Raw genomic sequence first — 12,395 nt, 5'->3', positions numbered from 1 at the left:
TTTGCTCTACACCACTCAAGCCGGCCGGTAGGCCGCTGTGTTCTTGATCTGCTGTTGATCTTGATCTTAGGCGCCCCGTTAAACCACGCTGGCCGAACGCAGGTAGTACGGAGCGGGTAAACCGGCAGGACGCCGGTTTAGCCGCGACGGGGCAGGGACGCCCCGTCGCGGCGGCCCGCGTAGTAATACCGGAGCTGAGGGCACACCGAGCCCAAGCGAGGTGCCGAGTGGTGGGGCAAGAGCGTTTTGCTTACTTTTGCGCTGTTCAAAAGTGAGCCGCTGTAAGAGCGGAACCCATATCAGCCATCACTCAAATAACGGATATACACCCCGCCCGTCACAGCACCAGCCGAACCTCCGCACACAATCCGCCGCCATCCCGATTGCTCAAGGTCAACTCCCCGCCAATCGCCACGACCAACTGTTGGGCAATCGCCAACCCCAACCCGGTGCCACCTGTACCGCGATTGCGCGAACTCTCCACCCGGTAAAACGGCTGCATCACCTGCACCAACTCATCCTCAGCAATCCCCGGGCCCCGATCCAGCACCTTGATCGAAAGCTCACCCGACGCCGTCGAGCCCACTTGCAACTGCGCTGCCCCGGCAAATTTCAGCGCGTTGTCCACCAGGTTCACCAGCACCCGGCGCAATGCATGGGGCCGGGTATCCAGCACCACCGCGCTTTTACCGGTCAGGCTCACCTGCTTGTTCATGTCCTGGTAATCAAACACCAGGCTGTCGAGAAACGCGTCCAGGTTGATCCGGCAACTGGCCTCGGTCGAGCCATGCACACTGCGGGCATAGGCCACACCCTCACGCACCAGGTGCTCCATTTCCCCCAGGTCACTCCAGAGCTTTTCCCGGTCCACCGAGTCCTCCATAAACTCGGCGCGCAATTTCATGCGGGTGATCGGCGTCTGCAAGTCATGGGAGATCGCCGCCAGAATCTGCATGCGTTCCTTGAGGTACTCGGCAATCCGCTTCTGCATCTCGTTGAACGCAGCAGCGGCATGCGCCACCTCGGTGGGGCCGGTTTCGTCCAGCGGCGTGGGGTGGGCATTCGGGTCGAGGGTTTCCACAGCCCGTGCCAGGCGTGTCAGCGGGCGGATGGCGATGCGCACCGCAAACCAGGTACATATCAGCAACACCACCAACTGCAGCACCAACACCACCGGCAGCCAGAACGCAAACGGGATGGGCTTGGGGTGTACATCAATGGTAATTGGGCTGCCATCGGCCAGGGTCAGGTGCGCCTGGAAGTGTTTTTGCAGGCCCGGGACGTCGCGAAAGGTCAGCGGGTAGTGCTTGCCCAAGGCATCGGCAATCGACGTCGCGGCCATCGGCACGTCGTCGCTGGCCATCGGCTCGCCGGGCTCGCCGGCATTCAACAGGTAGCGGTAGGCGTTGCGGTCGAGGCGCGGCAGCCAGCTGGCGCGCTCGGCGGCGGGCAGGCGGTCGAGGATGGCGACCGACGTCGACACGTCGTTCTCCAGATTGCCCAGCATCACGCTTCTGGCGCTCATGTAGCGCTCATAGAACTGCGCGCTGAACGACAAGGCGTTGGCGCACAGCAGGCTGACGATGAAAATCACCGACAGTTGCGCCGCCAGGGTGCGCGGCCAGCGGAACGTCAGGGTCATGCCGGGTCCCCGAGGATTTCCACGGCCAGGGAGAACACATAGCCTTCGCTGCGCACGGTCTTGATGTAGGCCGGCTCGCGGGCGTCGTCCAGCAGGCGCTGGCGCAGGCGGCTGACCAGCAGGTCGATGGAGCGGTCGAACAGGTCCGCGTCCCGGCCCTGCGTCAGGTTCAGCAACTGGTCACGGCTGAGCACACGCTGCGGGTGGTCGAGAAACACCCGCAGCAGCCGGTATTCGGCGCCGCTCAAGGCCACCAGGGTGTTGTCTTCGTCCAGCAGATGGCGGGCGGTGGTGTCCAGGCGCCAGCGGCCAAAACGGATCAGCCGGCCGCTTTCCGTCACCACCAGGTTTGGCGGCAGCATCCGCGTGCGGCGCAGTACGGCGTTGATGCGGGCCAGCAGCTCACGGGCAGCGAAGGGCTTGACCAGGTAATCGTCGGCGCCCATTTCCAGGCCGATGATGCGGTCGGTTTCATCGTTGCGCGCGGTGAGCATCAGGATCGGCGTGGCTTTGTGCTTGCCCACCCGCAGTTCGCGACACAGCTGCAAGCCGTCGTCGCCGGGCATCATGATGTCCAGCACGATCAGGTCCACGGGCGTGGTGTCGAGGAAGCTGCGCATCTGCCGGCCGTCAGCCGCCACGGTGGTGCGCAGGCCGTTCTTTTTCAGGTAGTTGCCCACCAGTTCGCGGATCTCCCGGTCGTCATCGACAATCAGAATGTGATCGACGTGATCCATGCGGCCTTCCTCGTTGAATAGTCATTGATGCGCAGTCTAGCCACTGCCGGCGGCCTTGCCTTGTGCCCTTTGTATTGCAGTGTATCTGGCAGTGACGAGATACATGTCGACGTAAAAAAACCGGCTTGGCCGACACCTTTCGCCCGGCCGATGAGTCGATGCCTTCCCTGGACGGCGCCGTGGCGTGGCTCAACTCACCGCCGCTGACGGCCGTGGGCCTGAGGGGCAAGGTAGTGCTGGTGAATTTGCGGACCTACGACTGCGTCAACTGTGAGCGCAGCCTGTCGTACATCAACTTGGCGAGGGCCTCTACGACACTCAGGAGAAAGTCATCCAGGTGTTGCTGGAAGAAGCCAGGGCCGGCCCTGCCAGCACAGGCTAGGGGGTGACGCCAGGCACAAACGCCACGCTGCCACCGTCACGCTTGTGAAACAGCCGCTCGCCATTGTCCGGCTGGGTACTGATCACCTGATGATCGCTGCCCAGGTAGGCCACCGGTGCCGGAGCGTCCTTGGTGTACTGCGCGACAATAATCGTGCGCTGCGGGTCGAAGTGCCGGCCGCTGGTTTTGTCCAGCCACGCCATGAACGCCGCACTGTCACCCTGGCGCGGGAAGTCCTGGGTTTCAGCCACGTAGTAGAACGGCGCCCCATGATTTTGCAGGTACATCGGCACCTTGTTATCGACTTCCACCATCACCATTTGCCATTGATCCCACGGCGCACTCTTAACCGCCTGCGCCTGCACGTCATCAGCAAAACGGGTCACGCCGCCGTTGCCATTGGTCCACGGATACACCACCCCGAGCACCAGCAGCATCACCCCGGCGGCAATCCCGAACCCACGGTACCAACCCCGCCCGACCGTGCCTTTGCGGGCGATACGTTCACTGACCCACCACGCCGCCAGCAACTGCGCGAACGGCACCAGTGGCAGTACGTAGTAACTGCGCCGGCTGCCACTGGCGGTGAAGAACACAAACAGCAGGCCCAGGCCCCATACCAGCCAACGCGTGTTGGGCGGGGTGTCGCGCCAGTGCCGAACGGCGAGCCACAGGCCGAGGATCCAGCACGGTGCCCATGGCAAGGTGTAGGCCGGCAGGTAGATCAGGTAGGTGTAGATCGGCCCCATATGGTCGAACGGGTCGAAGAAGCGCACTACGTTTTCCCGGAACACCAGTTCCAGGCCGCTTTCACCGTAGGTCGGCGCGCCGTAGAGGTGGGACAGCACAAACGGAATCGCGTAGAACGCTCCGGCGATTATCACAGCCAGCACCAGCCGCAGGTTGAGGTGGCGCTTGTAGCGCTGTTCGCTGAGCAGGTGCGGCAATAGCACCAGGCCCGGTAGCACAAAGCCGATCAAGCCCTTGAACAGCGACGTGGCTGCCAGCAACAGGAAGAACACCGTGTAGCGCCCCAGTCGCGTGTCGTCGGGCCCGCGCCAATACCACCACACGGCTGCCAGCACGCCGCATAGGGTCAGCACGTCTGCCGTGGCTACTCGTGCCCAGAAGATGAAGTAGAAGGTGGTCGCGAGCATCCAGCCCGCAATCAGGCCGGTGCCCTTGCGGAAAAGACGCTCGCCGAGCAGGTAGACCATCCAGATGCTCAGCCACGCCGAGATGACCGAGGACAGGCGCAACGACCACGGCCCCAGGCCGCCCATCAGGTTGGCAAAGCCGGTGATCAGCCAGTACGACGGCAGGGGTTTGTCGTAATACGGGGTGCCCTTGAGGTAAGGGTCGAAGTAGTCGCCGCTTTGCAGCATTTGCAGGGTGATGTTCGCCCAGCGGGTTTCCGGGCCCCACAGGTCGCGGGCGCCGAGGCCCAGCAGCAGGATCACGGCAGACACGCCTAGGAGCAACAGCAGGGCGCCGCGTTCGGTTTTCCAGAGGGTCATGGAGCAGTTCCGATGTGGGATGAGTGTTGAATGGGTCACCCCACATTAGTGCGGCTGTGTTACGGCAATTGCGGGTAGATGATGATCTCCAGGTCACCCTTGTAATAACGCTTGCCCCCCAGCGGCAACTGACCGGCTTCGCGCATTTCACTGGTGCTCCTGACTCGCATCATTACGCCCACGGAACCTTGCTGGCGCGCCTGCTTGAGCCAGGCTTGAACGTTCTCCAGGTCAACCTTGCGGTGCATCGAGTCGGCGTATTGCAGGCCGTAGCGCAACTCGCCTTCGGTGTCGTAGAACGCCACTTCGGGCCGGCGCAGGCGCCACGACAAGGCGGAGGCCGAGCCCAGTTCGTTGCTCAGCAGCGCGTGGGTTTGTTGCAGTTCGTCCAGGTGCTGGAGCACAAACTGGTCGGGCATTTCGTTATCTTCGATCAGCGCCGGCATGCCCGCAGGCAGCAGCGCCACCAGCAGGCCGATGCCCAGGGCCGGCATCGCCCACAACGTCAGCGGGCGGAACGCTTGCAGCAGGTTGGCGAGCATCCAGCCCATCAGCACGATGAACGTCAGGGACAGGTTGAACATCTCACCGTGGCTGTTGCCGTACAGCGGCCTGGCGATTTGCAGGTAGATCAGCGTCACCATCGCCGCCAGGCCAATGCCAAGGTTGAGCAGGCCATTGAAGCGCAGCGCGCGGGTGCGGGCGTTGGCCAGCAGGTCGACCAACGCATGGCCCATCAGCAACGCCAGCGGCAGCAGGCACGGCATGATATAGGTCGGCAACTTGCCGTTGCTCAGGCTGAAAAAGCCCAGGGGCAGCAACATCCACAGCGCGAGGAAGACGATGGCGGGTTGGCCTTTGTCCTTCCAGGCCTTGCACAGCGTCGCCGGCAGCAGCGCCGCCCACGGCAGGCACGACACCACCATCAGCGGCAGGTAAAACCACCAGGGCCGGGCGTGCTGGGCGTTGTCGGCGGCAAACCGGCGGATGTGCTCATGCCAGAAAAAGAAGCGCCAGTAGTCCGGCTCTTGCACATGGACCGTCAGCGCCCAGGGCAGGCACACCACGGCCGCCACCAGAATTGCCAGCGGGCCGTAGCGCAGCAGTTCGCCCAGGCGACGCTGCCAGAGCATGTACGGCAGGGCAATCAACACTGGCAGCAACCACGCCAGAAAGCCCTTGGTCATGAAACCCATGCCGCAGGCCACGCCCAGCAATGTCCAGCTGGCGAGGCGGGCACGTGGGTTGGAACTGTCGAGGGCAAACCACAGCGCCACCAGGCTCAGGTTGACCCAAAAGGTGAATTGCGGGTCCAGGTTGGAGTAACCGGCTTGCCCGGCCACCAGGCCGAAGCTCATATAGAGCAGCGCGCAGGCAAAACTCTTGCGCGGGTCGTTCCACAGCCTCCGGGCGATCAGGTAGGCGAGCATGACGCTCAGGCCGGTGGTCAGGACGGAGGCGATGCGTACGCCAAACAGGTTTTCACCAAACACCGCCTGGCCCAGCGCGATCAGCCAGTAGCCGGCGGCGGGTTTTTCGAAATAGCGCACGCCCATGAAGTGCGGTGACACCCAGTTGCCGCTCATGATCATTTCCTGGCTGATCTGGGCGTAACGGGTTTCGTCGGGAATCCACAGGCCGTGCAGGCCCAGTGGCAACACATAGAACATCACGAATGCCAGTAGCAATACGGGCAATGGTTTAAGGCGGGTCATGGATATTGCACTCTCAGGCGGTATTGACGGCGGATCAGCGCGAGCACTGGAACAGCCATGCGCGAGGGGTGGAGGGTGGTCATTGTCAGGTAAAAATGTGGCACAGAACGTTATTCCTTAAACAGTCTGTTAGTGGGAGCGGAACTGAATCTCCATGCGCCCAAGTCAAGATCGTTAAACGTGTGGCGTCCAATGAGTGATTCAAAGTCATGATCATGCAGTTAACGTCTAAATGATTAGTTAGCTATGAATAGCACCAAAGTAAATAAGAATTAAAACCATAAAACATCTCATACTTTGGCTGTCGTTTTGCTGAACACGTTTGAATGGTCAATGTAAATAAGTGTTCAAAGTTGCTTCAGCGCGGCGGCCCAGTCCTTGGTGTTCATAATGCCGAGCGCCTTGAACTTGCCATTGGGCAGAAGTTTTACAAACAACGCACTGCCGTATTCGGCATGCGCGGCGTGTTCGAAGCCCAGCGCTTCTTCAAAGTCGCTGATGCAGGCGCTGTGGGTGACGACCAGCAAGTTGCGATCGGTGTGTTTATGGGGTCGCAGTTCCTCGGCGATTGCAGGGCCGCAGATAGCCAGCGGGCCGGGTGACAATTCGGACTTGCCGAACATGAACAGCGTGGTCTGCGCGGTGCGGGTGGTGGGGCTGCTCAGTACGTCGGTGTTTTCCATGCCCAAAGTCTGGAAGGCCTTGCCTGTAGCGGTGGCGGCCACCGAGCCGAGCGTGGTCAGGCCGTCTGCCGGGCCCAGGCAGGGGTTGTTGGAGCGGTCGCAACGTTCTTCATGACGCACCAGCACCACCAGGTCTCCGTTGCGCCAGGCTTCCAGGGCGCCCGAGGTAAGCAGGCGATGGCCGACGCCCAGGTCCAGGGGCGATCGTGGCCACCAGATAAACGCGGTCACCGCCAGGCTGACCATCACGATACCTGCCACGCCAAGCCATAGCTTGTTCAGCTGTTTTAAAAAGGCCCAGCGCGAGCGAGACTTGCTCAGAGTCAGGTCAACCACACTATTCACCATTGGTAACTTCCAGGCGTGATCCGGTAACTGGCAGCGGCAAGTTAGGCAGGGCGCCAAGTGAAGAGCGCTTATGCAGGAATGTGCAAAAGCGTGTCACAGGCGCGCTGTCTTTTTGCTGAACATACCAATATAAAAAATTGTTCACGTGCGCTAACCGGCGTTTGAAAAAATCGGCCTGTTATGTGCTCATGGGCGGCAATTTAAAGTGCGGCAGGTGGCAGCCGAGTGAAATCGATGTGAAAAATTTGCTGAGGGTCATGGGGCGCTCCTTTTGCCCATGGTTGTGACATAAAAATGTGACAACCGTTATTCTCGGGCTCAGTCCAGAGGCCGGTGGGGAATGATGATGCTGCAGGTACAAGGGGTGTTTAAAAGCTATGGCACACCGCAGGGGCCGTTGGCCGTGCTGGCGGGTGTCGACCTGTACCTGGGAGAGCGTAGCAGTCTTGCGCTGATGGGCGAGTCCGGCAGCGGAAAAAGTACCTTGCTGCACCTCGTGGCCGGCCTGGACCAGGTAGACCGTGGCAGCATCCAGGTCGGCGATCAGCGCCTGGACCAGATGAGCGAAGCGCAACTGGCCCACTGGCGCCGCACCGAGATCGGCCTGGTGTTCCAGCAGTTCAACCTGATCGGCAGCCTGCGGGTTGAAGACAACCTGGCGTTCCAGGCGCGCCTGGCCGGGCGCCTCGATCCGGCGTGGCAAGCACAGCTTGTTGAGCGACTCGGCCTGGGCGACTTGCTCAAGCGTTATCCCGAGCAACTGTCCGGCGGCCAGCAACAGCGGGTGGCGGTAGGGCGAGCCCTGGCGTCGCGGCCCGGCTTGCTGCTGGCGGACGAACCCACCGGCAACCTCGACGAAGCCACCAGCGACGAAGTGCTGCAACTGCTGCTGGACCTGCTGCGCGACAGCCCCACCAGTTTGTTGATGGTCACCCACAGCCCGCGCATCGCCGCGCGCCTGGACCAGCAGGTGGTGTTGCACCGCGGCCAGGTACTCGCGGCGGACGCCCGCTGAAGTGCGCGTCTTCTATTGGACACTGCGCGCGTTGCTCAGCCATTGGCGCCGACACCCCGTGCAGTTCTTCAGCGTGCTCACCGGCCTGTGGCTGGCCACTGCGCTGTTGACCGGCGTGCAAGCCCTCAACAGCCAGGCGCGGGACAGTTATGCCCGGGCCAGCCAACTGATCGGCGGCGAACCCCAGGCAAGCCTCAGCGCGCCGGACGGGGCCAGCTTCCCCCAGGCGCTGTTTGCCGAGCTGCGCCGCGCCGGGTGGCCGGTGTCGCCGGTGGTGCAGGGCCGTGTGACACTCAAGGGGCATGAAGACCAGCGCCTGCAAGTGATGGGCATCGACCCTGTGTCGCTGCCCGGCGGTGGCGCGGTGGCCGGGCAGACCCTGGACCGGGCGCAGATGGTCGCGTTCTTCAACCCGCCGGGCCGCACCTGGATCGCGCCGCAGACCTTGCAGGCACTGGGCCTGAAAGAAGGCGACCAGCCGCTGACGGCCGCCGGGCTGGCGCTGCCGCCACTGCACGTGCAACCGGACATGGCTCCGGGATTATTGCTGACCGATATCGGCTTCGCCCAACCGCTGCTGGACATGCCCCAGCGCCTGTCGCGGTTGTTGCTGGACAAGGCCTTTGCCGCCGCTCATCCCGCCTTGCCGCCGGCAGTGGGTGCGCAGCTTCAGCTCAAGCAGGCCGAGGAAAATAACCTCGCGCGCCTCACCGAAAGCTTCCACCTGAACCTCGACGCACTGGGCTTTTTGTCCTTTGTGGTGGGACTATTTATCGTGCACGCCGCCATTGGCCTGGCCCTGGAGCAACGGCGCGGCCTGTTGCGAACCTTGCGTGCGTGCGGGGTGAGCGCGCGGATGCTGATCCTCAGCCTGGCCGTGGAACTGGGTGGCATGGCCGTACTCGGCGGCCTGGTGGGCGTGGCCAGTGGGTACTTGCTGGCCAGTCTGTTGCTGCCGGACGTGGCTGCCAGCTTGCGCGGCCTTTACGGCGCCGAGGTACCTGGCCAATTGAGCCTCAGCCCGCTGTGGTGGCTCAGTGGCCTGGGCCTGGGTTTGCTCGGCGCCTTGCTCGCCGGCGCCAGTAGTTTGTGGCGGGCGGCGCGTTTGCCATTGTTGGCGCTGGCCAATGCCCAAGCTTGGCACCAGGCCCATGGGCGCTGGCTGCGACGCCAGGGTTGGGTGGCCGGCGCTGCCTTATTGATCGCGCTGCTGGCACTGGTATTCGGCGATAGCCTGGCCAGCGGTTTTGTGTTGATGGCCGCTTTGTTGCTGGGCGCTGCGCTGGGCTTGCCGGTGGTGCTCAATGGTGTGCTCAAGGCGGTATTGGGGCGCAGCCGTTCGGTGCTGGGCCAATGGTTTCTCGCCGATTGCCGCCAGCAATTGCCGGCCCTGAGCCTGGCGCTGATGGCCTTGCTGCTGGCATTGGCCGCCAATATCGGCGCGGGCTCGATGACCTCGGGCTTTCGCCAGACCTTCAACAACTGGCTGGAGCAACGCCTGACCGCCGAGCTGTACCTCAACCCGCAAAACCCGGCGCAGGCCGAACAGTTGCACACCTGGCTGGTGCAGCAACCGCTGGTGCAGACGGTACTGCCTACCTGGCAGGTCGCGGTGCAGTTGCAAGGTTGGCCAGCGGACCTGTTCGGTGTGGTCGACGACTCCACCTATCGCCAGCATTGGCCGTTGCTGGAAGCCGCAGCAGACCCATGGGGCCAGTTGCTGCAAGACGACACCCTGATGCTCAGCGAGCAAATGGCACGCAGGCTCAAGGTGCGGCTGGGCGATGTGATCAATATCCCTACGCCCCAAGGTCCATGGTCGCCCAAGGTTGTGGGGATTTACGCCGACTACGGCAATCCCAAGGGCCACTTGCTGGTGAACTCACGGCACCTGTTGCAGCACTGGCCGGGATTGTCGCCGGCGCGATTCAACCTGCGGGTATTGCCGGGCAACGTGCCACCGCTGGTGCGTGAAGTGCAGGACCGGTTTGCCCTGGAAGACAGCCGCATCGTCGACCAGCAACAGCTCAAGGGTTGGTCGAGCCAGGTCTTCGAACGCACCTTTGCCGCCACCGCCGCCCTTAACAGCCTGACCCTGGGCGTGGCTGGCGTGGCGTTGTTCATCAGCCTGCTGACCCAGAGCCAAAGCCGTCTTGGCCAGTTGGCACCATTGTGGGCGCTGGGCGTGACACGGCGCCAATTGATGCTGCTCAACCTCGGCCAAACCTGGCTGCTGGCGGTGCTGACCCTGGTGCTGGCGTTGCCGTTGGGCTTGCTGCTGGCCTGGTGCCTGGATGTGGTGATCAACGTCCAGGCCTTCGGCTGGCGCCTGCCGTTGCAGGTGTTCCCGTGGCAGCTGGCGCAATTGCTGGGCCTGGCGATGTTGGCCACCTTGCTGGCTTCGGCGTGGCCGTTGTGGCAGTTGTACCGCAGCCGCCCGGCGGATTTGCTGAGGACTTTTGCCAATGAAGATTAAGTACCTGCTGTGGGCGACGTTCCTGCTGCTGGGCGCCTGCGATAAACCGCCTGCGCCGGAAGAAAGTTTTGCCGGGCTGGGCAGCCAGGCCGCGGACTTCGCCCAAGTGGTGCCCGGCAAGGTTTTCAGCTTCCCCGAGGACCACGGCCCCCATGACGGCTATCGCATCGAATGGTGGTACCTCACCGCCAACCTCAAGGACGCCGAGGGCAATGCCTACGGCGTGCAATGGACGTTGTTTCGCAACGCGCTCAAGGCCGGGCCGACGCAACCGGGCTGGCATGACTCGACGATCTGGCTGGGCCACGCCGCCGTCACCTCGGCCACTCGCCATTACGCCGCCGAACGCTATGCACGCGGCGGCGTGGGGCAGGCGGGGGCGCAGGCGGCGCCGTTCAATGCCTGGATCGATGACTGGAATTTTGCCACCCGCCCCGGTGCCGCCAGCGCCTTGGTGGATATGCAACTTGCGGCGGCCGGCGAGCATTTCAACTACGACCTGCACCTGACCTCCAGCCGCCCGTTGGTGCTGCAGGGCGATAACGGCTACAGCCGCAAATCCGACCAGGGCCAGGCGTCGTACTACTACAGCCAGCCGTTTTTCGACGCTGACGGCAGCGTGACCATCGACAACAAAACCTACCAGGTCACCGGTACCGCCTGGCTCGACCGCGAATGGAGTAGCCAGCCACTGACCGCCAACCAAACCGGCTGGGACTGGTTCTCCCTGCACCTGGACAGCGGCGAGCAGTTGATGCTGTTTCGGGTGCGGCAGAAGGAGGGACCGTCGTACCTCACCGGCACCTGGATCGACAAGCAGGGCCACACACAGACCCTGCACAACCAGGACATCCAACTGACGCCACTGGGTACCACCGCGATAGATGGACGCAGCATTCCCACCCAGTGGTCGCTGAAAATTCCGGGCAAGAATCTTGATATCACCACTGAAGCGGTCAATCCAAAAGCCTGGATGAACCTGAGCATTCCTTATTGGGAAGGGCCGGTGAAATTTCAGGGCGGGGTGGGGTACCTGGAGATGACGGGGTACTGATTCAGGTGCTTTTTGTAGGTTGTAATCACCTGCCAGGTAGGTGATTTCCCAAATGTAATTTCAGCCGTCCCGGGCTTGTGTCCGAGCCGTGTTCGCCTACTTATATTCCGACGCCATATTCATTACATCAGGGATGTAAGTAATGGCGCAGGGATACATCAATGACCGCACCACGGACTATCCCAGTTTGAAATCCCGGTTGCTTGCCGGGTCCAGCTTGCAACTCGCCGATCAATTCGATGCACTGAACCTGCACTTACTCCAGGCCCGATTGGTGACGCCGGGGCAGATGGTGATCATTCCTAATGATTATGGCGTGGCTTGCACGGCCGATGATGCTTGGTTGATGCGTCATGCCCAGGAGATTCGGCGCAATCTGGAGCTGGATGCATCGGCAGGGACGGCGGTGATCCATAACTACGACCTGTTGCAAAGTTTATTAGCTTACAGCTCGGTGGGCGTGGGCAGTTCGACGGCGGCCTGGGGGCGACATCTGGACGAGGTGAAGCACACGCTGGAAGAGATTGAACGGCTGCATCAGCAGTTCAAGGGCGGTGCGTTTAACAAGGAAACGTTTATCCAGCAGCGGCAGAGGTTGTTCCGGCGTTTGGATACTCAACTGCAAGGCGCGGCGCGATTTGGCACGAGCCTGAAAACCAATAAATCGCTGAAAAAAGTGCTGGGTATTTCCACCAAAAGTTATCTGCACAAGAGTGAAATCGTGGGCTATACGCAGCGGGTTCGCAGCATTGCCGAGACGTCGAGGTTTTTGGGCAAGGGGACGTATGTGGGGCTGGCGTTGGATGTGGGGGTTGCGGGGTTGGAG

General features: G+C 62.2%; 9 protein-coding genes and 1 pseudogene. 5 read left to right on the top strand and 5 right to left on the bottom strand.

Annotation, left to right across the window (positions count from 1 at the left end):
* Positions 1-337: 337 nt before the first annotated feature.
* Together CEC48_RS29350 and CEC48_RS29345 are read right to left on the bottom strand one after the other, a co-directional pair.
* Positions 338-1,642: an ATP-binding protein gene (locus CEC48_RS29350; RefSeq protein WP_088427013.1), complete on the bottom strand. Its 1,305-nt coding sequence runs from the start codon at positions 1,640-1,642 to the stop codon at positions 338-340.
* The gene (locus tag CEC48_RS29345) at positions 1,639-2,379 is read right to left on the bottom strand and encodes a response regulator (RefSeq protein WP_088427012.1); all 741 of its coding nucleotides are present in this window, start codon (positions 2,377-2,379) and stop codon (positions 1,639-1,641) included. The genes CEC48_RS29350 and CEC48_RS29345 overlap by 4 nt, the downstream gene beginning before the upstream one ends.
* 161 nt (positions 2,380-2,540) lie before the next feature.
* On the opposite strand from CEC48_RS29345, the pseudogene CEC48_RS32320 reads away from it, so the two are divergent.
* Positions 2,541-2,672, top strand: a pseudogene (locus CEC48_RS32320) (redoxin); the annotation flags it as partial.
* A gap of 85 nt (positions 2,673-2,757) precedes the next feature.
* Here the strand turns inward: CEC48_RS32320 and CEC48_RS29335 are convergent.
* From CEC48_RS29335 to CEC48_RS29325, 3 genes are all read right to left on the bottom strand, one after another.
* Positions 2,758-4,278: a glycosyltransferase family 39 protein gene (locus CEC48_RS29335; protein WP_088427011.1), complete on the bottom strand. Its 1,521-nt coding sequence runs from the start codon at positions 4,276-4,278 to the stop codon at positions 2,758-2,760.
* A 59-nt stretch (positions 4,279-4,337) separates the two neighbouring features.
* Positions 4,338-5,993: a lipid IV(A) 4-amino-4-deoxy-L-arabinosyltransferase gene (arnT, locus tag CEC48_RS29330; RefSeq protein ID WP_088427010.1), complete on the bottom strand. Its 1,656-nt coding sequence runs from the start codon at positions 5,991-5,993 to the stop codon at positions 4,338-4,340.
* Between the two features lie 347 nt (positions 5,994-6,340).
* Positions 6,341-7,024, bottom strand: a complete 684-nt coding sequence (locus tag CEC48_RS29325) for a histidine phosphatase family protein (protein WP_088427009.1) — start codon at positions 7,022-7,024, stop codon at positions 6,341-6,343.
* A 346-nt stretch (positions 7,025-7,370) separates the two neighbouring features.
* Here CEC48_RS29325 and CEC48_RS29320 point away from each other — a divergent pair, with 346 nt between their 5' ends.
* From CEC48_RS29320 to CEC48_RS29305, 4 genes are all read left to right on the top strand, one after another.
* Positions 7,371-8,039, top strand: a complete 669-nt coding sequence (locus CEC48_RS29320; protein ID WP_088427014.1) for an ABC transporter ATP-binding protein — start codon at positions 7,371-7,373, stop codon at positions 8,037-8,039.
* A 1-nt stretch (position 8,040) separates the two neighbouring features.
* Positions 8,041-10,515: an FtsX-like permease family protein gene (locus tag CEC48_RS29315; RefSeq protein ID WP_088427008.1), complete on the top strand. Its 2,475-nt coding sequence runs from the start codon at positions 8,041-8,043 to the stop codon at positions 10,513-10,515.
* Positions 10,505-11,569 carry a lipocalin-like domain-containing protein gene (locus CEC48_RS29310; RefSeq protein WP_088427007.1) on the top strand — a complete coding sequence of 355 codons (1,065 nt, stop codon included), beginning with the start codon at positions 10,505-10,507 and terminating at the stop codon, positions 11,567-11,569. Before CEC48_RS29315 ends, CEC48_RS29310 begins: the two co-directional genes overlap by 11 nt.
* A gap of 142 nt (positions 11,570-11,711) precedes the next feature.
* On the top strand, positions 11,712-12,395 hold a 684-nt coding region (locus tag CEC48_RS29305; protein WP_088427006.1), incomplete at its 3' end, for a hypothetical protein.

It is taken from the genome of Pseudomonas sp. K2I15 (genome assembly GCF_002204795.1).
Classification (GTDB): Bacteria; Pseudomonadota; Gammaproteobacteria; order Pseudomonadales; family Pseudomonadaceae; genus Aquipseudomonas.
Note: the sequence above shows the minus strand (reverse complement) of the source record. Positions and strands in the feature narration are given on the sequence as shown.